The organism is Streptomyces sp. NPDC005402 (assembly GCF_040606575.1).
Classification (GTDB): domain Bacteria; phylum Actinomycetota; class Actinomycetes; order Streptomycetales; family Streptomycetaceae; genus Streptomyces.
This window is the reverse complement of the sequence record NZ_JBEXFB010000013.1, coordinates 204,694-226,237: the sequence shown is the minus strand read 5'-3', so window position 1 is coordinate 226,237 and position 21,544 is coordinate 204,694. Positions and strand designations below refer to the sequence as shown.

The 21,544-nt window shown below is 69.0% G+C and carries 24 protein-coding genes and 5 pseudogenes; 12 read left to right on the top strand and 17 right to left on the bottom strand.

Annotation, left to right across the window (positions count from 1 at the left end; all coding sequences use genetic code 11):
- The first annotated feature begins 105 nt into the window (after positions 1 to 105).
- Both ABZT02_RS25770 and ABZT02_RS25765 read left to right on the top strand, forming a co-directional pair.
- Positions 106 to 1,146, top strand: a complete 1,041-nt coding sequence (locus ABZT02_RS25770; protein WP_356021141.1) for an NAD(P)-dependent alcohol dehydrogenase — start codon at positions 106 to 108, stop codon at positions 1,144 to 1,146.
- A gap of 42 nt (positions 1,147 to 1,188) precedes the next feature.
- Positions 1,189 to 1,472 (top strand): annotated as a pseudogene (locus ABZT02_RS25765) (hypothetical protein).
- Positions 1,473 to 1,519: 47 nt separating this feature from the next.
- On the opposite strand, the gene ABZT02_RS25760 reads toward ABZT02_RS25765, so the two are convergent.
- From ABZT02_RS25760 to ABZT02_RS25750, 3 genes are all read right to left on the bottom strand, one after another.
- The gene (locus tag ABZT02_RS25760; protein ID WP_356021138.1) at positions 1,520 to 2,113 is read right to left on the bottom strand and encodes a hypothetical protein; all 594 of its coding nucleotides are present in this window, start codon (positions 2,111 to 2,113) and stop codon (positions 1,520 to 1,522) included.
- A 185-nt stretch (positions 2,114 to 2,298) separates the two neighbouring features.
- On the bottom strand, positions 2,299 to 3,219 hold the full coding sequence (locus ABZT02_RS25755) for a DUF5829 family protein (protein ID WP_356021231.1): 921 nt from the start codon (positions 3,217 to 3,219) through the stop codon (positions 2,299 to 2,301).
- Positions 3,220 to 3,345: 126 nt separating this feature from the next.
- The gene (locus tag ABZT02_RS25750) at positions 3,346 to 4,461 is read right to left on the bottom strand and encodes an AI-2E family transporter (RefSeq protein ID WP_356021136.1); all 1,116 of its coding nucleotides are present in this window, start codon (positions 4,459 to 4,461) and stop codon (positions 3,346 to 3,348) included.
- A gap of 171 nt (positions 4,462 to 4,632) precedes the next feature.
- Between ABZT02_RS25750 and msrA (ABZT02_RS25745) the strand changes: the two genes are divergently transcribed.
- The gene (gene msrA / locus ABZT02_RS25745) at positions 4,633 to 5,145 is read left to right on the top strand and encodes a peptide-methionine (S)-S-oxide reductase MsrA (protein WP_007384349.1); all 513 of its coding nucleotides are present in this window, start codon (positions 4,633 to 4,635) and stop codon (positions 5,143 to 5,145) included.
- A gap of 60 nt (positions 5,146 to 5,205) precedes the next feature.
- Here msrA (ABZT02_RS25745) and ABZT02_RS25740 read toward each other — a convergent pair.
- The 4 genes and pseudogenes from ABZT02_RS25740 to ABZT02_RS25725 form a co-directional block, all read right to left on the bottom strand.
- Positions 5,206 to 5,499: pseudogene (locus tag ABZT02_RS25740) on the bottom strand (SRPBCC domain-containing protein); the annotation flags it as partial.
- A gap of 159 nt (positions 5,500 to 5,658) precedes the next feature.
- A complete protein-coding gene (locus ABZT02_RS25735) occupies positions 5,659 to 6,252 on the bottom strand; it encodes a hypothetical protein (RefSeq protein WP_356021132.1) in 594 nt (197 codons plus the stop codon).
- Positions 6,253 to 6,286: 34 nt separating this feature from the next.
- A pseudogene (locus ABZT02_RS25730) lies at positions 6,287 to 6,579 on the bottom strand (SDR family NAD(P)-dependent oxidoreductase); the annotation flags it as partial.
- Positions 6,580 to 6,848: 269 nt separating this feature from the next.
- Positions 6,849 to 6,944 (bottom strand): annotated as a pseudogene (locus ABZT02_RS25725) (DUF4839 domain-containing protein); the annotation flags it as partial.
- Positions 6,945 to 7,274: 330 nt separating this feature from the next.
- Between ABZT02_RS25725 and ABZT02_RS25720 the strand changes: the two are divergent.
- Complete coding sequence (locus tag ABZT02_RS25720) at positions 7,275 to 7,622, top strand: hypothetical protein (RefSeq protein ID WP_352388994.1); 348 nt, start codon at positions 7,275 to 7,277, stop codon at positions 7,620 to 7,622.
- A 292-nt stretch (positions 7,623 to 7,914) separates the two neighbouring features.
- Here ABZT02_RS25720 and ABZT02_RS25715 read toward each other — a convergent pair whose 3' ends face one another.
- Together ABZT02_RS25715 and ABZT02_RS25710 are read right to left on the bottom strand one after the other, a co-directional pair.
- Positions 7,915 to 8,439, bottom strand: a complete 525-nt coding sequence (locus ABZT02_RS25715) for a DUF4291 domain-containing protein (RefSeq protein WP_356021229.1) — start codon at positions 8,437 to 8,439, stop codon at positions 7,915 to 7,917.
- Positions 8,370 to 9,071, bottom strand: coding sequence for a hypothetical protein (locus tag ABZT02_RS25710; RefSeq protein WP_356021129.1), 702 nt, complete (start codon positions 9,069 to 9,071; stop codon positions 8,370 to 8,372). Before ABZT02_RS25710 ends, ABZT02_RS25715 begins: the two co-directional genes overlap by 70 nt.
- A gap of 125 nt (positions 9,072 to 9,196) precedes the next feature.
- Here ABZT02_RS25710 and ABZT02_RS25705 point away from each other — a divergent pair, with 125 nt between their 5' ends.
- Positions 9,197 to 9,790 (top strand): DUF4291 domain-containing protein, encoded by a 594-nt coding sequence (locus ABZT02_RS25705; RefSeq protein ID WP_356021126.1) that lies wholly within the window; start codon positions 9,197 to 9,199, stop codon positions 9,788 to 9,790.
- A 74-nt stretch (positions 9,791 to 9,864) separates the two neighbouring features.
- On the opposite strand, the pseudogene ABZT02_RS25700 reads toward ABZT02_RS25705, so the two are convergent.
- Positions 9,865 to 10,010 (bottom strand): annotated as a pseudogene (locus tag ABZT02_RS25700) (DUF4291 family protein); the annotation flags it as partial.
- A 106-nt stretch (positions 10,011 to 10,116) separates the two neighbouring features.
- Here ABZT02_RS25700 and ABZT02_RS25695 point away from each other — a divergent pair.
- Positions 10,117 to 10,779 (top strand): hypothetical protein, encoded by a 663-nt coding sequence (locus ABZT02_RS25695; protein ID WP_356021124.1) that lies wholly within the window; start codon positions 10,117 to 10,119, stop codon positions 10,777 to 10,779.
- Positions 10,780 to 10,843: 64 nt separating this feature from the next.
- Here the strand turns inward: ABZT02_RS25695 and msrA (ABZT02_RS25690) are convergent, their stop codons facing one another.
- Entirely contained in the window at positions 10,844 to 11,560 is a 717-nt protein-coding gene (gene msrA, locus ABZT02_RS25690) for a peptide-methionine (S)-S-oxide reductase MsrA (protein WP_356021122.1), read from the bottom strand.
- A 142-nt stretch (positions 11,561 to 11,702) separates the two neighbouring features.
- On the bottom strand, positions 11,703 to 12,821 hold the full coding sequence (locus tag ABZT02_RS25685; RefSeq protein WP_356021119.1) for a hypothetical protein: 1,119 nt from the start codon (positions 12,819 to 12,821) through the stop codon (positions 11,703 to 11,705).
- Between the two features lie 195 nt (positions 12,822 to 13,016).
- Here ABZT02_RS25685 and ABZT02_RS25680 point away from each other — a divergent pair, with 195 nt between their 5' ends.
- A complete protein-coding gene (locus ABZT02_RS25680; RefSeq protein ID WP_356021117.1) occupies positions 13,017 to 14,174 on the top strand; it encodes a cystathionine gamma-synthase in 1,158 nt (385 codons plus the stop codon).
- Between the two features lie 7 nt (positions 14,175 to 14,181).
- Here the strand turns inward: ABZT02_RS25680 and ABZT02_RS25675 are convergent, their stop codons facing one another.
- The 3 genes from ABZT02_RS25675 to ABZT02_RS25665 all read right to left on the bottom strand — a co-directional run bounded on the left by ABZT02_RS25675 (position 14,182) and on the right by ABZT02_RS25665 (position 15,631).
- A complete protein-coding gene (locus ABZT02_RS25675) occupies positions 14,182 to 14,430 on the bottom strand; it encodes a hypothetical protein (protein ID WP_356021113.1) in 249 nt (82 codons plus the stop codon).
- Positions 14,431 to 14,491: 61 nt separating this feature from the next.
- Positions 14,492 to 14,995 (bottom strand): sigma factor-like helix-turn-helix DNA-binding protein, encoded by a 504-nt coding sequence (locus ABZT02_RS25670; RefSeq protein WP_356021111.1) that lies wholly within the window; start codon positions 14,993 to 14,995, stop codon positions 14,492 to 14,494.
- 132 nt (positions 14,996 to 15,127) lie between these two features.
- Positions 15,128 to 15,631: a MarR family transcriptional regulator gene (locus ABZT02_RS25665; RefSeq protein ID WP_356021226.1), complete on the bottom strand. Its 504-nt coding sequence runs from the start codon at positions 15,629 to 15,631 to the stop codon at positions 15,128 to 15,130.
- A gap of 163 nt (positions 15,632 to 15,794) precedes the next feature.
- Here ABZT02_RS25665 and ilvA point away from each other — a divergent pair, with 163 nt between their 5' ends.
- The 3 genes from ilvA to ABZT02_RS25650 all read left to right on the top strand — a co-directional run bounded on the left by ilvA (position 15,795) and on the right by ABZT02_RS25650 (position 19,047).
- Positions 15,795 to 17,024, top strand: a complete 1,230-nt coding sequence (ilvA, locus tag ABZT02_RS25660) for a threonine ammonia-lyase (protein WP_356021109.1) — start codon at positions 15,795 to 15,797, stop codon at positions 17,022 to 17,024.
- 182 nt (positions 17,025 to 17,206) lie between these two features.
- Positions 17,207 to 18,205, top strand: coding sequence for an ATP-binding cassette domain-containing protein (locus ABZT02_RS25655; protein ID WP_356021107.1), 999 nt, complete (start codon positions 17,207 to 17,209; stop codon positions 18,203 to 18,205).
- A complete protein-coding gene (locus tag ABZT02_RS25650; protein ID WP_356021105.1) occupies positions 18,202 to 19,047 on the top strand; it encodes an ABC transporter permease in 846 nt (281 codons plus the stop codon). The genes ABZT02_RS25655 and ABZT02_RS25650 overlap by 4 nt, the downstream gene beginning before the upstream one ends.
- 60 nt (positions 19,048 to 19,107) lie before the next feature.
- On the opposite strand, the gene greA is transcribed toward ABZT02_RS25650, so the two are convergent.
- Positions 19,108 to 19,608 (bottom strand): transcription elongation factor GreA, encoded by a 501-nt coding sequence (greA, locus tag ABZT02_RS25645; protein WP_355743820.1) that lies wholly within the window; start codon positions 19,606 to 19,608, stop codon positions 19,108 to 19,110.
- A gap of 168 nt (positions 19,609 to 19,776) precedes the next feature.
- Positions 19,777 to 20,175: a DUF4307 domain-containing protein gene (locus ABZT02_RS25640; protein ID WP_356021102.1), complete on the bottom strand. Its 399-nt coding sequence runs from the start codon at positions 20,173 to 20,175 to the stop codon at positions 19,777 to 19,779.
- Between the two features lie 135 nt (positions 20,176 to 20,310).
- Between ABZT02_RS25640 and mca the strand changes: the two genes are divergently transcribed.
- Positions 20,311 to 21,171: a mycothiol conjugate amidase Mca gene (gene mca / locus ABZT02_RS25635; RefSeq protein ID WP_356021223.1), complete on the top strand. Its 861-nt coding sequence runs from the start codon at positions 20,311 to 20,313 to the stop codon at positions 21,169 to 21,171.
- Positions 21,164 to 21,421, top strand: coding sequence for a hypothetical protein (locus ABZT02_RS25630; RefSeq protein ID WP_356021100.1), 258 nt, complete (start codon positions 21,164 to 21,166; stop codon positions 21,419 to 21,421). Before mca ends, ABZT02_RS25630 begins: the two co-directional genes overlap by 8 nt.
- The last annotated feature ends 123 nt before the right edge of the window (positions 21,422 to 21,544 follow it).

The following is a 21,544-nucleotide window of genomic DNA, read 5'->3' as shown; positions in this document are numbered from 1 at the left end:
CTGTGGTCTGGGTGGATCGCGATTCGTCGGGCAGGCTGAAAGCGTGCCCGGCGGATGGACAGAAGGCAGCCGGGCACGCACCCCCTCGCTAGGAGAAACCCCGGCATGACCACTGTCGCCGCATACGCCGCCCCCGCCTCGAAGGCTCCCCTGGAGCGCACCACCATCGAGCGCCGGGCGGTCCGCGAGCACGACGTCCTGATCGACATCAAGTTCGCCGGCATCTGCCACTCCGACATCCACCAGGCCCGTGAGGGCTGGGGCGAGGCCATCTTCCCGATGGTCCCGGGCCACGAGATCGCGGGCATCGTCTCCGAGGTCGGCCCCGGCGTCACCAAGTACAAGGTCGGCGACCGCGTGGGCGTCGGCTGCATGGTCGACTCGTGCGGTGAGTGCGAGAACTGCAAGGCCGGCATCGAGCAGCACTGCGTCAAGGGCAACGTCCCCACGTACAACGGCATCGGCAAGGACGGCGAGCCCACCTACGGCGGCTACTCCGAGAAGGTCGTCGTCGACGAGAACTACGTCGTCCGCATCCCCGAGGGCCTGTCCCTCGACGAGGCCGCCCCGCTGCTGTGCGCCGGCATCACCACCTACTCCCCGCTCAAGAAGTGGGGCGCGGGCCCCGGCAAGAAGGTCGCCGTGATCGGCCTGGGCGGTCTCGGCCACATGGGCGTCAAGATCGCGCACGCGCTCGGCGCCGAGGTGACGGTCCTCTCCCAGTCCCTGCGCAAGAAGGACGACGGCCTCAAGCTGGGCGCCGACCACTACTACGCGACCAGCGACGAGAACACCTTCAAGGAACTGGCGGGCACCTTCGACCTGATCCTCTCCACGGTGTCGGCCCCGCTGGACTTCGGCGCGTACCTCAGCCTGCTCAAGACGGGCGGCGCGCTGGTCAACGTCGGCGCCCCCGAGGAGCCGATCGCGCTGAACCTGTTCTCCCTCATCGGCGGCAACAAGACCCTCGCCGGTTCGATGATCGGCGGCATCGCCGAGACCCAGGAGATGCTCGACTTCTGCGCCGAGCACGGCATCGGCGCCGAGATCGAGCTGATCGCCGCATCCGAGATCAACGAGGCGTACGAGCGGGTCGTCAACAGCGACGTCCGCTACCGGTTCGTGATCGACACGGCGACGATCTGACCCGCGCGGTGTGAACGATGATGTGAACGAAGGGCCCCGGTCTTGTGCCGGGGCCTTTTGGTGTGCGGTTGGTCGGTGGGACGGGGTCCCCGCTTCCTGGCCGACATCCTGGGACTGAGGGTGGGTCCCCGCTACGGGCCCTTCGTGACGAGTTCGACACGATCCTCGCCCGGATCCGGAAGGCGGGCCTGACGTACTGGGCGGACCCCTTCCACCACCGCCCCGGCGAGACCAACCGCAACGACGGGGGCCGGGGCGCCTACTTCGACGATCCGGACGGCCACCGACTGGAAATCCTGACGCGGCCGTACGGCAGCGGGGGCTGACGTTCCGGGCCAGGACCTCCACCCGCATGCGCGCTGAGCACGCGGCTTCACAGTCCGGACGCGTCCGGGGACACCCATCCGCCGAACCGCTCGCGCAGCCGGTCCCGTTCACCGGCCGACGCGAGGACGACGTCCGCGCCACCGTCGTAGGGATGATGGATGCGCCGCATCCCGGTGTCCGTCACGAATACCCCGGCGAGCACGTCGTCGGCGACCTCACGGAGGATCGCGTCGGCACAGCCTGGCCGCCAGGGTCGGCGATCCACGTAGAGATGCGTGTAGGAACGCAACTCGGGGTCGGGGACGTCCTCGTCGGCCAAGGTCATCCACCGTGTCCCGTCCGGGTGCACCTCGGGCCGCCGCTCCGCAAGTTCGGGCCCGTCGGGCTCCCAGGACCACCCCACGGTCACGACGTACACCTCGCCTCCGGCGAAGAGCTCCTCCAGCACGGCGTTGTACCGGTGCAGTACGACGCCGTACTCCTCCTCCGTCCCGGGGTAGCGCTTGGACCCGGGAAGGCTGTGGAAACGGACCCAGCGGTCGGGGTAGGAGCCCCGCAACTCATGAGCGACGGGCGGGCCTTGGGGCCACTGTCGTTGCCACAGCGCGGAGAGGTGCTCGGCGTCGACAGCGGGAGTCATCGGCACAGGTGGGCAGGGAGGTCGCCGGAAAGGCCGGGGTTGGATCTGCTCTGCGTCGAGGTGCACATCATCGAACCAGCCTGGCAGACATGCGGACTTGGAGTGATCCGAATGCCGCCCCGGCTCGGCGCGAGGCGTGGGGCTGCGCCCCCTCGGGCGAGAGGGCGCACCCACTGTCCAGAGGCCTACCGAGTGCCGTTCGCCGCGAACGTCCACACCGCGCGGCTGCCGGGGCCGACCGTGAGGGTCGAGTGGCCGAGCTGCTCCACGTGGCGGTCCCTCACGGGCCGGTTGAGCGACATCTCGACCCGCTGGAAGCCCGCTTGTTCGCGCGGGACGGCGTCGAGCCGGATCGTGGTGCCGCCGCCCTGCGCGATGACGCCACCGCCCGTCACGGTCTTGACGGCGAACCCGCCCGCCCGCAACAGCGGCACGGTGTCGGCGAGGTCGCCCTCGGTGACCGCGATGCGCACGGAGGTCACGTCACGCATCAGGTGGTTGCGGTAGTCGTCGGACAGGACGCGCTCCCGGCCGACGTCACCGGGGAAGCTCGCCGGCTCGGTGTTGCTGCGGGGATCGGCGAAGTACTCCGGACGGTACTCCATCGCCCAGGCACCGAAGGCGTCGTACTCGGTGGTGGTGAGGATGGCGTCGAACCAGGGCACGGGCACCCCGTCACCGAGGTCCCGGGTCTGGAGGAACTCGATGGGGTCGGCGACCCCCTCTCTCTTCAGTCGTTCGGTGACCGTCGCCAGGTCGCCGTCCCGTTCGGTGGACAGACCCAGCCCGGCGGAGCCGAGGGTGCCGTCCTGGCCGCCGATGTCACCGACTCCGAACAGTTCGAGATAGGTCTCGCGGCCCATCAGGTAGCGGCCGGTCCAGGTCTGTCCGCCGGTCCCGGTCGTGGTGCGGACCTGGAAGTTGGCGAAGTCCCTGAGGTAGTCGGAGTGTTCGATGGCGTCGGCGGTCTGCCGGTCGAAAACCCCGTAGGAATGGTTGTAGAACAACAGCTGCCGGTCGGACGAGGACGGGCTGTCCTCGGCCTGTGCCGTCCCCACAGCACCCCCGATCGCTCCGGCGAGGGCCACAGCGAGCACGACGATCATCCGTAATATCCGCGGAATCATCATGCGGGCGATCGTAGGGCGGGAAGACGGCGGGCGCGGTTCTTTTCCAACGGGGTCGAAATGCTTGACACCCGGGGTTCGGCGGGGTGGGGTACGGGACCCTCGTCAGGACGGGGCGGCGACACCGGTCTCCGGCTCGTCGCCGCCCGGATCTTGTGACGGCTCCTGGAGCTGCTCGCGCACGTAGTCCCAGATCACCGCGATCAGCGCGGAGACCGGTACCGCGAGCAGACTCCCCACGATTCCGGCGAGGTTGCCGCCCAACGTCACCGTCAGCAGGACCACCGCCGCGTGCAGGCCGAGCCCCCGGCTCTGGATCATGGGCTGGAACACATTGCCCTCGAGCTGCTGCACCACCACGATGATGGCCAGCACGATCAGCGCGTCCGTCAGGCCGTTGGAGACCAGCGCGATGAGAACCGCGACGAAACCGGCGAAGAAGGCACCGATGATCGGCACGAACGCGGAGACGAAGGTCAGCACCGCCAGCGGGAGCACCAGCGGTACCCCCAGGATCCACAGACCCAGGCCGATCAGGACGGCGTCGATCAGGCCGACGGCCGCCTGGGAACGCACGAAGGAGCCCAGCGTGTCCCAGCCACGCGCGGCCACGGTCGGGACGTCGGTGGAGAGCCGGCCGGGCAGCTGACGGGCGAGCCACGGCAGGAACCGCGGGCCGTCCTTGAGGAAGAAGAACATCAAGAACAGCGCCAGTACGGCGGTGACCAGGCCATTCACTACGGTGCTCACGCCTGTGACAACAGCGCCGACCATGCTGCCGAGACCGTCCTGCGCTCGGGAGACCGCGGAGTCGAAGGCCTTGTCGATCTGGGCGTCACCGATGTTCAACGGCGGCCCGGCGGCCCACTCGCGCACCTTCTGGACGCCGTCCACCACCCCGTCGGTCAACTGGCCGGACTGGGACGCCACCGGCACCGCGATCAGTGCCACGATCCCCGCGGCGACCAGCAGGAACAGCACGGTCACCGTCGACGCGGCAAGAGCGGGCTTCCAACCGCGGCGTAGCAGGAAGCGGGTCGGCGGCCAGGTCAGCGTGGTCAGCAGCAGACCGATCACGAGCGGCCACACCACCGACCACATCCGGCCCAGCACCCACAGGCTCACCGCGAGCATCAGCAAGATGAGCAGCAGCTCCGCGGAGGCCCGCGCCGACGTGCGCAGCGCTGCGCGGGTTCTCGTAGAACTCAAGTTCGCAGTCACGGAGGCACCCTATGGGTACTCATGTCACACCGGCACCATGGCTGCGTCAGCGGTTGTCAGCGGTCGGCCGTGGAATCGCCCGGCGCCCTCGCGCGTTGAGGGGGAGTGGGCAGGGGATGCCGGCAGTCGGCCGGCCGAGCGGCCCGAGCGAGCAGATATGGGAGGACAGCGATGGCTGCGCAGACACAGAGGGCCGTGCTGGCGGGCGGATGCTTCTGGGGCATGGAGGAGCTGATCCGCCGGCTTCCGGGTGTCACGGCGACCCGGGTGGGATACACCGGCGGTGACGTGCCGAACGCCACGTACCGCAACCACGGCACGCACGCGGAGGCCATCGAGATCCTCTTCGACCCCGAGCAGACCGACTACCGCACACTCCTGGAGTTCTTCTTCCAGATCCACGACCCGAGCACCAAGAACCGCCAGGGCAACGACATCGGCCTCAGCTACCGCTCGGCGATCTACTACGTGGACGACGAGCAGAAGCGGATCGCCGAGGACACCATCGCGGACGTGGATGCCTCCGGCCTGTGGCCCGGCAAGGTCGTCACCGAGGTGGAGCCGGTCGGTCCCTTCTGGGAGGCCGAGCCCGAGCACCAGGACTACCTCCAGCGCTACCCGGACGGTTACACCTGCCACTTCCCGCGGCCGGGATGGCGGCTGCCCGCGCGCGCGGAGGGCTGACCGGCAGAGGCTCCGCGGCCGGGGCGATCCGTCACCGTGCGGCGGTAACCGAAGACCGACTGCGGGCGTGGGCTTGCCGGGTACATCCATACCGACTACCAACAGGCGGTTCTCGTCGACCTCGGGACAGGAACCGGTCAGCGGGAACTGCCCGCCGTGGAGCGTGGCCATGATGGCCTTCCACGCCCCGCCCGGCCGCAGGTCCATCTCGACCGAGCCGGGAACGGCGTAGGCCCACTGTGCGTACTGGTCGGCGGTGGTCCACGCCCGCGACACCCGCGCCGCCGGAACGGCCAGCGTTCGGGTCAGCCGGTAGGAGAAGTCGTCGGCCGGGGTGGTCTGCTCGGTGCTCATGCTTCGTCGCCTCGTTTCGTGCCTCGCGGGACTGTCGCCCCGTAGACGCCCGCGGGCGCGAAGAGCCATCGGTCTGCCCGGCTTCTTTTGTCCGGACGGAGTTCGGCTCCGGAAGGCTGTAGCGGTGAGGACGGCGCAGGCAGTACCCCTGCTCGCGCCTTACGCACCCGGCGGGCGCGTCCACAGGGTCACGTCGCTGCTCGTCGCGACGGCGAGGGTGCGGCCGGAGGGGGAGAAGCCGACGGCCCGGAGTTCGGAGTAGCGGGAGTCGAAGATGTGCCACCACCGTTCGCCGTGCGGGTTGCGGTAGGGCATGCCGCTGCCGTGGGAGAGCAGGACACGTTCGTTCGGCCAGGCCGGGGCGACGACCTCCACGTGCCAGCCGCCGGCGGCGGTGGTGTGGAGCCCGCCGCCGTACAGCCCGGCGATGTGCACCCGGCGGCCGGCGACCGGTCCGAGGCCCGGGCAGGTCAGATCAGCGGCCGCGTCCGGCGTACTGCTCTCCGGATCCGGATCCCGGTCCCGCGCGATCTTCTCGCCGGTGACGGCGTCGAAGAGACCATGACCGTCGTGCGAGACGACCATCACCATGTCGTCGCCACTGTCCGGATGCGTCGCGAACCCGATCCCGAGCAGCCCTCCGACCGCGGCACAGGACGCGAACACGGGCCGCCAGGGAGCGGGCGCGGGAAGCACGGGGACCGACGACAGCCGATCCCGCAAGTCCCGCTGGTAGGGAGAGAGTTCCGTCACCCCACCATGATCCCCCTGCGGCGGGGCGGGCTCAGCTCTGCGCTGTGGGCCGTACAGCGATCTCGTCCCACATCCTCGTGATCTCCGCCCTGACCCGGCTGTCGGAGGATGCCTCGACGCACTCGGTCGTGATCGGACCCGGCGAGACGGTGGTCACCCGCACCGACTCGCCGGCCTCCTGGCGCAGCCCCTCGCAGATGGCCCGGACCGCGAACCTCGTACCGGCGTAGACCGCCATGGTCGGGACGACACGGAACGCGGTCGTGGACGGGTGGACGCGACGGTGACGAAGTGGCCGCCGCCCTGCGCCCGGAAGACCGGCAGCGCGGAGACCAGCAGCGCGGCACCGATCCCGTGCGGTACACGGGGGGCTTGAGGCCGCTGGTGTCCCTGTCGCAGTCGCAGTCGCCGTCACCGCCGTCACCGTCCGCTGAACAGCGCGGGTCTCGCGGCGCCGCCCGGCGTGAAAACCTCGGCGTCAGCCTGAGCCTCAGCGTCAGCCTCCGGCCTTGGCCACGCCGATCGGGCAGGACACCCCGGTCCCGCCGGGCCTGTGCTGCCATGACCCGTGGGTCTGGCGTCGCCCGACCTTCCGCTGAGACCGGGTCGAGGTAGAAGACGCACTGGTCGGCGTTGAACTCGCCTGCCTCGGCGACGAATCGGAACTTGTCGCCTGCGCCGACGATGCTCATGGACGTAGGTGAACCTCTCGTCTTCCTCAGGACATGTGAGGAAGCCGGTAGCCCATCCCCAGCGCTGGCATGATCGCCTCAGTTGCCCGCATGTCCCGAAGAACTGCAAGGGCAGCAATCCACACCCACCCTTTACCCGCCGCCTTTGGAAGGACTGATATGCCTCGCCGCACCCGTGCAGCAGGACTGAGCTTCCTGTGCGCTGCGATGGCCTTCCTCGTCGCCGCGTGCACAACAGACCATTCGGACACCAGGCAGGCTCCGCAGCCTCGGCGATCCCCCTCGCCCAGCCCGGCAACGGCAACCGCCGCGAACACTGCACGACCCTTCGTGTTGAAGCCGCCGGAACTGGACGCCGACGAGACTCTCGCCGGCCGACAGGAAATGACCAGCGGGAATGCCAGCATCGCCTACAGCAAGGGCAGGAAAGGCGACGCCCTCATCGTGGCAGTGAGCTGCCAGGGCGAAGGGAAGATCAAGGTTGTCGTGCGGTCCGTACACGTCTCCTTCTCACAACCATGCGTCGCCGACAAGAACAGCACCAACCACAACCAGGTTGACCTGACAGGGGCAGATCGAAACGGCGTGGCCTCGGTCGAAGCACCCTCGGCCGTGCGTTGGTCCATGACCATCGGCCATGGCGCACCTGTACAGGAAGAGTCACCTGAGGAGAGCTAAGAGGTTGCCAATGCGGCTTGACGAACACGTGAAGCCGCGCTCACGGACCATCTGTGACGATGGGCCATATCCCCGTGGCCGCCCACAGGGCAGCGCGATGGGCCATACCTGGAACCCTCGTGGCCTGCACCTGATAGCAGTGTCTCGCCTACTCCCCAGCAGGAGCAATGCCCGTCGGGCAAGACGTTCCCCAGTTCGTCCCGGACGGGTCACTTAGCTTGACCCCCGTCCCGGCGAGCCTGTGCTGTCATGTGGCCCATGGCCGGAGCCGGCTGTCGGGTGCACCGGTCTGTCATCCGCGTAGGTGGGCAAGAAGTTCGTCTTCAACGGGGTAGGCGCGTTCCTGGGGCAGCAGTCGGGCGGCGGAGTCCAGATCGCCAGCGTTGACCAGGGCGTGGATGTGGTGGGCAAGTGGGGTTACGTCGCGGATGGCGACCGTCCACTCGTCTGCGTAGAGTCGTGCGGCCTCACCGGAGAGGCCGAGTTGCAGAGACCGGTACGGCAGGGGTTGCAGGTGCAGATCCCGCTCAGGGTCCCACTGCACGCGAGCGGGCGCGCGCTTCAATTGACGCTGCCAGGCGGCCCGGTCGGGGTGTACTCCGCGGACGTAGCTCGACAGGCACGCGTGGCGCAGCGCCCAGTTGAAGCCGTCACCGCTGATCTCGACCGCGAGAACGGTCTCCTGCCCCTCCTTGGCGCCCCAGCCGCATCGGTACATCATCCAAAGAAACGACGGCTTGATCCATGTCAAGGCGTGTTCGCAGACCCTTTCGCATGGCGGTGTCCAGGGCTCCCTACGCCTCCGTACAGCCCCCAGTCATCCAGACCGGAGTAAATCAACACAGTGCGGCACGAGGGGGCAGAGAGGGACTCGGCCTCTCCTGCGTACAGGGCGACCAAGGAGTCGTTGCCTCTCCACCAGTTGTCCGTCATTCCCTTGACCTCCGCGACTGGCTCGAAGCCGTCCAGAGCGATCTCATCGACGCGATCGCCGGTGACTCTGGTGACCTGCTGCGCCCACATCGACGCATGGTGGGCGAGAGCGACGGACTCCACCCACCCCTCGACGGTTCGGTGCAGGGGCGTCCAGCGATAGCCGTACACCCCGAACTCCCCACCGGGTCCGATCATGAACGAGTAGGGGGTTGCAGTCCGATCGGTCCCTGCCGGGTACAACCATCCCTCGTTCGGCGAACCCTCTGGAAGATCGGAGTCCAGATATTTGGGTCCACCGTCATAGTGCGGAGCCGGAGGCAGCACGAGACCTCCCCAGCGCTCCTGATACTCCTTCACACGGTTGATCTCCACCGGCGGGACGCCGAGCGCAAGCCACTGCTCCGCAAGCCGGCCGACCGGCGGCACGTTGATCCTGATGCTGTGCGCGGCGACGAACGACCGCGCCCGACGCGTCAGTCCATCGAGTACGGCTTTGCTGAGATGTCGCTCCATGTGCCGGACGCTACTTGGCAAGCACGGGCAACTGCCTGTCGTTTCCGCCGGACGTGCTCCGTCGGATCGGGCAACGGGTCAAAAATCGATGGTCACCTGAGCTGACCGAGCCCACGCTGTACGCCATGGAAGAACCGCTCCGCAGGATTCGCGCGCTCCACACGGCGTCCACGATCACCGTCTACCAGGCGTACTCCCCTGAGATCGGACTGCCCGCCATCCGAGATGGCCGTTTTCCGGCGGTGTGGAAGCCTGGCCGCATGACGTGGATCAAACCCAGTTTCATGTGGATGATGTACCGGTCCGGCTGGGGTACGAAGGAGGGGCAGGAGACCGTCCTCGCCGTCGAGATCACCCGCGACGGCTTCGACTGGGCACTGCGCCATGCCTGCCTGTCGAGTTACGTCCGCGGACTGCATTCCGACCGCGACGCCTGGCAGCGTGACCTCAAGCGCGCACCGGCCCGTGTCCAGTGGGATCCCGAACGCGATCTGCACCTGCGTCCCCTGCCGCACCGCTCGCTGCAACTGGGGCTCTCGGGTGAGGCATCGTCGCGCTACGCGGACGAGTGGATCGTGTCCATCAGCGACGTGACTCCGCTCGCCAACGAGATCCACGCACTCGTCAGGAACGGTGAACTGGAGTCAGCCACCGGACTGCTCCCCCAGGAGCAGGGATACCCCACCAGCGCAGAACTCCTGGCCCGCCTGTGTCCCTGACCTGCGATCAGGGCACGACTGGGGCCATCATGCACGGGTCACATGGCGGCGCAGGTTTGTGAACGCCTCTTGACGACCCACGTCATCCTGTCGCGCTTCCACGCGGCGGGAAACGGCCCTCCTGGGCGGCGGGCAGGCCGCTCTCCGGGGCGTATGCCTGGTAGACGGTGATCGTGGAGTCGGCGTAGGCCGCACGGATCTCGCGTTGCGGTTGTTCCATGGCGTACAGGGTGGAGTCAGCCGGCACGGGCGGCCACTGATTTACGGTGCGCATCGGAAAGGGGACAGTTGCCAGGCGTATTGCCGTACCGGCTACCGTCCTCTCGGTGAACCTCAACCTCATCAACGACGTGCCCGACGGGCTAACGCGAAGAGCCCGGACCTTTGTCAGCGTGCACGGCATCAGGGTCGACGTCCGGCCGGTTGCGGAGCACAGGCAGTGGTGGCTTGACCGGGAAGTCCCCTCTCCGGTGATCGACCGGATGACGGCCTTTCAGGAGCGGTGGGGCGGACTGCTCCTGCCGCCTGCTCCGCAGTACGACGGAGGGCCCAAGTACTTCGATCCCGACTCGCCCGAAGGCTCACCGGCCGAAGGATGGTGGTTCGAAGCAGGTATGCAGCGGACCGCCGTCCCCTACTCGTTCATGATCGGACCGGGCGGTGAGTTCGGCATCCACACAGATCGGTGGGTGCCCCTTCACGTGACCGTCGAGGGCTGGGTGGAGTCGCTCGCACTGGCCCACCACGCAGCCACGTGGGCGAAGCAGGTCGCCAAGGTCACCGGTGATGACGTCGACCGGATCGCCCTGGACGCCTTCGAGCCGGTGCGCGAGGTCAGAGGGCTGGTGGACACCTGGTGGCGGGGATCTGACTCGTTGGTGGCGATCTATTCAGGGGAAGCCGAGGCCTTGTCGTTTCCCCGGGGTCGCACAGCGCTCGTCTACTCGGGTCTGGACGAGTGGGGGCTGCGCGGGGGAGTCGAGCCGTAGCACTGAACGAAACGCTGTGTCACGGCTCGCTCTCATCATCGAGTGCCAGGGCTCGCCCCGCCGGCTACTTGTCGGTTACCTCGGGCGCCGACGCGATGCCCGTCGGGCACGACGCCCCCCAGTTCGTTTCGAACGGGGTACTTAGCTTGACCCCCGTCCCGCCGATTCCGCAGTAGCCCGCCGGGTTCTTGTCGAGGTACTGCTGGTGGTAGCCCTCCGCCGGATAGAAGGGTCGGCCCTGCGCGGGCAGGATCTCGGTGGTGATCGTGCGGCGGTGGCCCGAGGCCGTGAGGACCCGCTGGTAGGCGGCGCGGGACGCTTCGGCCGCCGCTGCCTGCTCGGGGGTGTGGGTGTGGATCGCCGAACGGTACTGGGTGCCGACGTCGTTGCCCTGGCGGAAGCCCTGGGTGGGGTCGTGGGACTCCCAGAAGGTCTTCAGGAGGCGCTCGTACGAGATCAGGGCCGGGTCGAAGACCACGCGGACCGCCTCGGTGTGGCCGGTGAGACCCGAGCAGACCTCCTCGTACATGGGGTGCTCGGTGTGGCCGCCCTGGTAGCCGACCAGAGTCGTCCAGACACCCGCCGGAAGTTGCCAGAACTTGCGTTCGGCGCCCCAGAAGCAGCCCATACCGAAGTCGGCGATCCCGTAGCCCTCGGGGTAGGGGCCGAGCAGCGGGGTGCCGAGGACGGTGTGGCGGTCGGGGACCGTGAACGCCGGCTCGGAGCGGCCCTTCAGCGCCTGCTCGGGAGTGGGCAGGACGGGCGTACGGCCGAACAGCATGGCGTGGGCTCCTTCGTTCGTGCGCGTCACACAGGGATGTCCGCACCGGGAACGTTTCCGTGCCGGGCCGCATTCCGACAAGCCCGCCGTCGGTCCGAAGGTGCCGTGCCCGCAGGGCCCCGGTACCACCAGGGCGGCGCGGTCACTGCGCCAGCGTCGCCGGGCTCCCCCCGTTCGCCTCGTACCCCGCCACCGCCAGCGCCCGGTATATCGCGAACTCCGCGGCCGGGTCGGCGGACAGGGTCCAGGGCAGGGCTCCGACGTGGCCGTCGATGTGCACGAGCTGGTTCATGGCCTCCGACCAGCGTTCGCCGCGCACCAGGAAGAAGACCAGCAGGTGACGGACGTGGGCCAGCATCGGATCGTCCGCGCGGGCCGAGTGCACCGCGTGCAGCGCGCCGTGGATCGCCTTGGTCACGACCTCGCTGCGGTAGAAACCGCTGACCAGGTTGACCTCGGGCAGGTGCTCGAAGACCGCGAACAACGGCATCGCGGCGAGCAGCGAGCCGTGCGGGGCCCGGGCGGCCGCCGCCTCCGCGAAGCTGTACGCCAGCTCCCGCGAACCGTGCCACTTCTCGCACCAGTAGTGCAGCGCGGCCAGATGCGCCCCCATGTGGGCCGGCGCACGGTCCAGGATCTTCAGCCACAGCTGCTCGAACTCCGCCTGCGAATAGGCCAGTCCGCGCGCCACGGAGAGCTCGACGATGTACGGGACCGGATCGCCGGGGGCCAGCAGCGCCGCCTCACCGCACGCCGCCCTCGCCTCCTCCATGATGATCCGGAACTCGTCCGTGCCCGGGGTCGACGTCCGCCACGCCTGCTGCACCAGGAACTCCGCGTGCACGGCCGCGCCGCCGGCGTCCTTGGGCTGCTCGATCCGCCACACCCGCAGCCACTGTCCACCCGGCGTCTCGCTGACCCCGCCCGGCCGCTGCCGCAGCTCCAGCGAGGCGGCCCCGGCGAAGGCCTGCACACGCTGCCAGCGCAGCTCGCCCTCCCGCTCGGTGCCCGCCAGGAGTTGGGAGGCGGCCTTGTAGTCCTGCGTGCGCTGCACCAGGTCCAGGACGTCCAGCAGGTCCTGGTCGGGGCCGGGCATGCGGATGTCCAGCTCCTCCTGCCGTACGAATCCGTAGTCCGCCGGGTCCGCGGCGTCCGGGTGGCCCGCCGGGACCTGCTCGATCCCGCCCCGCCTGCGCCGCAGGAACGGAAGCAGCACGAAGCCCAGCAGGACCGCCGCCATCAGGACCCAGAGAATCTCCATGCCCCAAGAGTTCCAGACGCCGCCGACAATTGCCCAACCCGGTCCGCGCCCTGTGGAAAACTGCCCGGACCGGCCCGAACACCCTGGGGAAAACGCTCCGGGACCGGCCCGAACGCCTGGGGAAAACCCTGCCGTGCGGCCGTGCGGAGCCCGTCGTCCCTCATCGGTCCCCCGGGCGGACTACCCTCGGAGCCCATGAGCGACAGGCACATCAGTCAGCACTTCGAGACCCTCGCGATCCACGCGGGCAACACCGCGGACCCCCTCACCGGGGCGGTGGTCCCGCCGATCTACCAGGTCTCGACCTACAAGCAGGACGGCGTGGGCGGTCTGCGCGGCGGCTACGAGTACAGCCGCAGCGCCAACCCGACCCGCACCGCCCTGGAGGAGAACCTCGCCGCCCTCGAAGGCGGCCGCCGGGGCCTCGCGTTCGCGTCCGGACTGGCGGCCGAGGACTGCCTGCTGCGTACGCTGCTCAGCCCCGGCGACCACGTGGTCATCCCCAACGACGCGTACGGCGGCACGTTCCGCCTCTTCGCGAAGGTCGTCGCCCGCTGGGGCGTCGAGTGGTCGGTCGCCGACACCAGCGACCCGGCCGCCGTACGGGCCGCGATCACCCCGAAGACCAAGGCCGTGTGGGTGGAGACCCCCTCCAACCCGCTGCTCGGCATCACCGACATCGCCGCCGTCGCCCAGGTCTCCCGGGACGCGGGCGCCAAGCTCGTCGTCGACAACACCTTCGCGACGCCCTACCTCCAGCAGCCGCTGGCGCTCGGCGCCGACGTCGTGGTGCACTCCCTGACCAAGTACATGGGCGGCCACTCCGACGTCGTGGGCGGCGCACTGGTCACCGCCGACGAGACGCTCGGCGAGGAGCTGGCGTACCACCAGAACGCGATGGGCGCGGTCGCCGGGCCCTTCGACTCCTGGCTGGTGCTGCGCGGCGCGAAGACACTGTCCGTGCGGATGGACCGGCACAGCGAGAACGCCACGAAGGTCGCCGACATGCTGACCCGGCACGCGCGCGTGACGCAGGTGCTCTACCCGGGCCTGGCGGAGCACCCCGGCCACGAGGTCGCGGCCAAGCAGATGCGGTCCTTCGGCGGCATGGTCTCCTTCCGTGTGGAAGGCGGCGAGGAGGCGGCCGTCGAGGTCTGCAACCGGGCCAAAATCTTCACGCTGGGGGAGTCCCTGGGCGGCGTCGAGTCGCTGATCGAGCACCCCGGCCGGATGACGCACGCGTCCGTGGCGGGCTCGGCTCTCGAGGTCCCCGCCGACCTCGTACGCCTGTCCGTGGGCATCGAGAACGTCGACGACCTGCTGGAGGACCTCCAGCAGGCGCTGGGCAAGTAGTCCGGGCTCACCAGCCCGTCATCGGTGGAGTCGTCGTGGACGGCGGCTCCACCCAGGGGCGCGCGGTCAGCGCCCAGACCACGAACGCCACACTCGCGGCGAACAACAGCAGCCACATGAGCCGGCGCGCAATGGACCTGCGCCGCAGCATGCGCGACCCCCGCCGCACGGCGTCTCCGTACAGATCCGCCGGCACCTGGGGCGCCCCCCGCTCCATGAGCTGCCGCACGGCGGCCTCGCGCTGGGTCCGGTTCACGCGCACCTCCCGGGACGATCCGGATGTCCCATGACCCGGCCACCACTTCCGGCCCGCCCTCTCATGACGCCACCACCTTCGCCTTCACCACGGGCGGTGCGAGCTCACGCGGGGGGTGCAGCAGCGTTGCCGTGGCCCGGTCGCAGATCGTGCGGACGCGTTCCGTCGGCAGGCCGAGCAGGGCCGCCGCCTGTTCCTCGGCCACACCCTCGTAGAGGCGCAGCACCAGGATCAGCCGCTCCTGCGGGGCCAGCCGGGACAACGGGCTGGAGGGATGCGTGCGGCCGCGGAGCAGGACGCCGTGACGGCGCCACGCCCCGTGTGCGAAGCGCAGGGCGAGGTACTGGCGGGCCCGGTCGTAGGGGTCCTCACCGCGCAGTCGGTCCCAGCACGCGTACGTGTGGGCGAGCGCCAGCGTCAGCAGGCGTCGCGCCCGCGGGTTGTCGTCCGGCGACTCCGCCGTGAGGAGTGTCGCGGTGTGCAGCAGCCGCCCGGCCGCGCCCGCGACGAACGCCTCGAACTCCCGAGCCCGACGCATGCCCTGGGACGCCTGCCGTTGCCGCACCGCACCTCCCCGCCTGCGGATGGCCGTACGACGGCTTCGTACGACCACGAGGACCCAGAGGACCCGCTCTCATATGAGGCCCGGCGCGGCCGTCCGGTCAAGAGGCGGGGCGGTACACGCGTGTGCGCGTGCCTAGGAGGGCTGCGCCTCCGGTCCAGGAACGCCCTGGGGCGCCATCCGGGAGGAGAGCGCGGTGTTGAAGCGCGTGAGGAGCGTGCAGAACGCCTCGCGCTCCTCCGGCGCCCAGTCGTGTGTGAGCTCGGCCATCAACTGACGCCGGGAGGAGCGCACTTCCTCCAGCCGGGCCTGTCCGCGCGGGGACAGCTGGAGGACCACCGCGCGTCCGTCCTCGGGATGCGAGGTGCGCTTGACCAGGCCGGTGTCGACGAGCGGCGCCACCTGCCGGGTGACCGTCGACGAGTCGATACCCATGCTCGCCGCGAGCGCCTTGACGCCCATCGGGCCTTCCTTGTCGAGCCGGTTGAGCAGCAGGTACGCGGCGCGGTCCATGGAGTTGCGCACCTGCCCCACCCCGCCGAGCCGGGTCTGTTCGGCACGACGGGCGAAGACCGCCACCTCGTGCTGCAGGCTGTCGAGAAGACCGGTGTCACCGACGGTCGTCATGTCCATCGACATTCCAGGTGTTGTGGGCATGGCCGGAGGCTCACTTCATGAAGGGGGAGCTGGATTGGGGGACAGAGTACGCGGCTGGGAGGCAGGCCGTACCAGCGCTGCGCAAACCCGTCTCGGACGTTGGTCACAGCGCGAGCACGCGCGTGTGAACTGCGAGACTTGAGCCATGAACTACCGCAAGGCCCACCCCGTGCCGCCGGTGACGCTGGACGACGTGCGCGGCGCGCAGAAGATGCTGTCGGGCGTGGCGCGGACGACCGCCATGGAGGGCAGCCGCCATCTGACCCGGCTGGTGGGTGCGCCGGTGCACTTCAAGTGCGAGAACCTCCAGCGGACGGGGTCGTTCAAACTCCGCGGCGCCTACGTCCGGATCGCCGGACTGCTGCCCGAGGAGCGGGCCGCGGGCGTCGTGGCCGCGAGCGCCGGAAACCACGCGCAGGGCGTCGCGCTGGCGTCGACGCTGCTCGGTGTGCGCTCCACGGTGTTCATGCCCAAGGGCGCCCCGCTGCCGAAGATCAGCGCCACCAGGCACTACGGAGCCGAGGTGCGCCTGCACGGCCAGGTGGTCGACGAGACGCTGGCCGCCGCGCAGGAGTACGCGGCCGAGACGGGCGCGGTGTTCATCCACCCCTTCGACCACCCGGACGTCATCGCGGGCCAGGGCACGGTCGGCCTGGAGATCCTGGAGCAGTGCCCGGAGGTGCGCACGGTCGTCCTCGGGATCGGCGGCGGCGGACTCGCGGCCGGCGTCGCGATCGCGGTGAAGACCCTGCGGCCCGACGTGCGGATCGTGGGTGTGCAGGCGGCGGGCGCGGCCGCGTATCCGCCCTCGCTGGCGGCCGGGCACCCGGTGTCGATCGAGAATCCGGCGACCATGGCCGACGGCATGAAGGTGGGGCGGCCCGGGGACGTGCCGTTCGGGATCGTGGGCGAACTCGTGGACGAGGTCCGCACGGTGACCGAGGACGAACTGTCCGCCGCGCTGCTGCTGTGTCTGGAGCGGGCCAAGCTGGTCGTCGAGCCCGCCGGGGCGAGCCCGGTCGCCGCCCTGTTGAGCGACCCGGGCGCCTTCGAGGGGCCGGTCGTCGCCGTGCTGTCCGGCGGCAACGTCGACCCGGTGCTGCTCCAGCGGGTCCTGCGGCACGGCATGGCCGCGCAGGGCCGTTACCTGGCCGTCCGGCTGCGGCTGACGGACCGGCCCGGTGCCCTCGCGACGCTTCTCGGGGTGTTGTCAGTGGTCGACGCTAATGTCCTGGACGTGAGCCACGTCCGGACCGATCCACGGCTCGGGCTCGCGGAGGCGGAGGTCGAGCTGCACCTGGAGACGAAGGGGCCCGAGCACTGCGCCGAGGTCGGCCGAGCGCTGCGCGAGGCGGGCTACACGGTCATCGACTGAGGTCAGGACCCCTTCAGGACACCGGCGTCACTCTTTCGGGTAAGTCCATTGAGAGACGCGATACATCGCGTTATGGTGTGTCTCGTGCCGCTGCTCAGGGCGCCCGCGGAAGAAAACAAAGGGCGCAAGAAACCGTACAAACCTAGGCTTTCCCAAGAATCCCCGACGACGTGGAGACTGATATGCCAGGCGCCATCTATGCCGAAGGCCTGGTCAAGACCTTCGGAGACGTAACGGCTCTGGACGGCGTCGACCTCGATGTCCCGGAAGGCACCGTCCTGGGCCTCCTCGGACCGAACGGCGCGGGCAAGACGACGACCGTCCGCTGCCTGACGACCCTGCTCAAGCCCGACCGCGGTTCGGCGGTCGTCGCCGGCATCGACGTCCTCAAGCACCCCGACGCCGTGCGCCGCTCCATCGGTCTCTCCGGCCAGTTCGCGGCGGTCGACGAATACCTCACCGGCCGCGAGAACCTCCAGATGGTCGGCCAGCTCTACCAGATGAAGGCCAAGCCGGCGAAGGCCCGCGCGACCGAACTGCTGGAGCAGTTCGACCTCGCCGACGCGGCCGACCGCCCCACCAAGACCTACTCCGGCGGGATGCGCCGCCGCCTCGACCTCGCGGCCGCCCTGGTGGTCTCACCGCCCGTGATGTTCATGGACGAGCCGACGACCGGCCTCGACCCGCGCAACCGCCAAATGCTGTGGGAGGTCATCAAACAGCTGGTCTCCGGGGGCACGACCCTCCTGCTGACCACCCAGTACCTGGAAGAGGCCGACCACCTCGCCCACGACATCGCCGTCGTCGACCACGGCCATGTCATCGCCACGGGCACCTCCGACCAGCTCAAGGCCCGCACCGGCGGCGAGCGTGTCGAGGTCGTCGTGCACGAGCGCGAGCACATCCAGACCGCCTCGGAGATCCTGCGCGGCTTCGGCAAGGGCGACACCACGGTCGAGGACCACATGCGCAAGCTCACCGTGCCCGTCACCGGCGGCGCCAAGCTGCTCGCCGAGGTCATCCGCGAGCTCGACACCCGGGGCATCGAGATAGACGACATCGGCCTGCGCCGCCCCACCCTCGACGACGTCTTCCTGTCCTTGACGGGACACGTGGCCGAAGCGAAGGACGAGGACAACGACAAGACCGACAAGACCGACAAGAAGGAGGCCGCCAAGTGAGCGCCGTCACCGACACCGCGCGGGTCGCGGCTCCCGGCAACCCCCTCAGCCAGTCCGTCCGGGACTCGCTGGTCGTCGCCAAGCGCAACCTGATCCGGATGTCCCGGATCCCGGAGATGGTCATCTTCGGCCTCATCCAGCCGATCATGTTCGTGGTGCTGTTCAGCTACGTCTTCGGCGGCTCCATGAACATCGGCGGCACCACGGACTCCTCCGTCTACCGCGAGTTCCTGATGGCCGGCATCTTCGCGCAGACCGTCACCTTCGCCACCGCGGGCGCCGGTGCGGGGATCGCCGACGACATGCACAAAGGGCTCATCGACCGCTTCCGCTCACTGCCCATGGCCCGCGGCGCGGTGCTCACCGGACGCACGCTCGCCGACCTGGTGCAGACGGCCCTGACCCTGTTCGTGCTGGCCATGGTCGCCCTGCTGGTCGGCTGGCGCACCCACACCACCATCGGCGAGGTCCTCGGCGCCTTCGGCCTGCTGCTCCTGCTCGGGTACGCGTTCACCTGGGTCGGCGCCCTGATCGGCCTGTCCGTGCGCACACCGGAGGCGGCCACCTCGGGAGGGCTGATCTGGCTCTTCCCGGTGACGTTCATCTCGAACGCCTTCGTGGACTCCAGCCGCATGACCCCCTGGCTGCGGCACGTCGCCGACTGGAACCCGTTCAGTGCCACGGTCCAGGCCTGCCGCAAGCTGTTCGGCAACCCCGGTGTGTCGCCCTCGGACGCCTGGCCCATGCAACACCCGGTCTGGGCGTCGCTGATCTACTCGGTCCTGATCGTCGTCGTGTTCAGAACCCTCGCGGTCCGCAAGTACCGCTCGGCCGCGGCATGACAGAGCCCCCGGCGCCGCGAGGACGCCGGGGGCCCGCCAAGAACAGGGGGCCGGCCGGGCTCAGCCGTTGTAGGGCTCGGCCTTGAGGATGGTCACGGAGGCCTTCTTGCCGTTCGGCAGTTCGTACTGCGCGTCCTCGCCGACCTTGTGGCCGATCACACCGGAGCCCAGCGGGGACTGCGGCGAGTAGGTCTCGACGTCCGCGCTCGCGTACTCGCGCGAGGCGAGCAGGAACGTCATGGTGTCGTCCTCGTCACCGTCGAAGGCGATGGTCACCACCATGCCGGGCGCCACGGTTCCGTCCGCGGACACCGGAGCCTCGCCGACCTTGGCCTTCTCCAGGAGCTGGGTCAGCTGGCGGATGCGGAGCTCCTGCTTGCCCTGCTCTTCCTTGGCCGCGTGGTACCCGCCGTTCTCGCGCAGGTCGCCCTCCTCGCGCGCTGCCGCGATCTTCGCGGTGACTTCCTCGCGCGCGGGACCAGACAGGTACGCCAGCTCTTCCTTGAGCTTGGTGTACGCCTCCTGGGTCAGCCAGGTGACGTCTTCGCTGGTCTGGGTCACAGGTGCTCCTCGTAGGTACTGGGAATACAAAGCATCGCCCTACCCAGAAGAATGTTCCTCCACGGAAGGGCGAAACCACGAGCCTAACAATTCAGGAGCCGAAGGGGGAGGACATAAGCCATCAGAAATACGTCGACGCAGGTCAGCGGTCACGTATCGAGGGTGACGTCAGTCGGCGTGACAGCCCAGCAGCTCGGCCGTGGTGCCCGGGGCCGTCGTACGGAGCGTGACGACCTTGTCGATGCGGGTGGCGTCACCGCCGAAGCGGAAGTCGGCCCGGCCCACCTCGGAGCCGTTCGCCGCCTGGGAGCGGATCGTGCAGTAACCGGAGGTGCCGGAGTCCTTGCGGACCTCCAGATGCACCTGCACCGCGGACTTCTGCGCGTCGAACGTGATCACCTCGGCGCTGATCTTGTTCTCGAAGACGTAGTGATACGCGAAGTAACCGATCAATGCGAGCAGGAAGGCTCCGAGCACGGCACCGGCGATCTTGAGCTTGTGGTCGGCACGCTCGTCCGAGGAGCGGCCGTAGCGGCCCTCGGGCAGCCGTGTGCTCGCCGTGCTCATGATCGTCTCCCTGGAAACCAGGCCGCGGAATTAATCGCCCCCCGATTCGGTCACTATAGAAGCCGCCGTTCGCACCCGAAGACACCGGGGGCGCCGACTTACGAGGATTGAGTCTTGACTGACCAGCTGCGACTGATGGCCGTGCACGCCCACCCCGACGACGAGTCGAGCAAGGGCGCGGCCACCATGGCGAAGTACGTGTCCGAGGGGGTGGACGTGCTGGTCGTGACCTGCACGGGCGGGGAGCGCGGCTCCATCCTCAACCCGAAGCTCCAGGGCGACACGTACATCGAGGAGCACATCCACGAGGTACGCAAGAAGGAGATGGACGAGGCCCGCGAGATCCTCGGCGTCCGCCAGGAGTGGCTCGGCTTCGTCGACTCCGGCCTGCCCGAGGGCGATCCGCTGCCGCCGCTGCCCGAGGGCTGCTTCGCCCTGGAGGACGTCGACAAGGCGGCCGGCGAGCTGGTGAGGCAGATCCGCACCTTCCGTCCCCAGGTGATCACCACCTACGACGAGAACGGCGGCTACCCGCACCCCGACCACATCATGACCCACAAGATCTCGATGGTGGCGTTCGAGGGCGCGGCGGACGCCGAGAAGTTCCCCGAGTCCGAGTTCGGCCCGGCGTACCAGCCGCTCAAGCTGTACTACAACCAGGGCTTCAACCGCCCCCGCACCGAGGCGCTGCACCACGCGCTGCTCGAGCGGGGCATGGAGTCGCCGTACGGGGACTGGCTCAAGCGCTGGGACGACTCGCCGATGCGCGACCGCACCCTGACCACGCACATCCCGTGCGCGGAGTTCTTCGAGATCCGCGACAAGGCCCTGATCGCGCACGCCACCCAGATCGACCCCGACGGCGGCTGGTTCCGCGTTCCGCTGGAGCTCCAGAAGGAGGTCTGGCCGACCGAGGAGTACGAGCTCGCGAAGTCCCTCGTCGATACCTCCCTCCCCGAGGACGACCTCTTTGCGGGCATCCGCGACAATGCCTGACATGAGCGCAAGCGCAAGCCTGGCAATGACGCACCTCGTGACCTTCGCCAAGGAGGTCGACGAGGACAAGGTCACCCCCGGCGTCCTCGGCTTCATCGTCTTCGCGGCGATGGCCCTGGCGGTGTGGGCCCTGATGAAGTCCATGAGCAAGCACATGAACAAGGTCGACTTCAAGGAGTCCCCGGACGAGACCTCCGGCAAGGACACCGCCGAGAGCCCGTCCGGCAAGGCCTCACCGGCCAAGGGCTGAGCCCCACGGTCGATGACGGGAGGGGGGTCCTTCCCGTCATCGACGTCGCCCTGCCCGGTCGGGGACGGCAGCAGAGACCTCGTACGTCGTGTCCGCACGCAAAGGCGTCGACGGCCGGCCGGA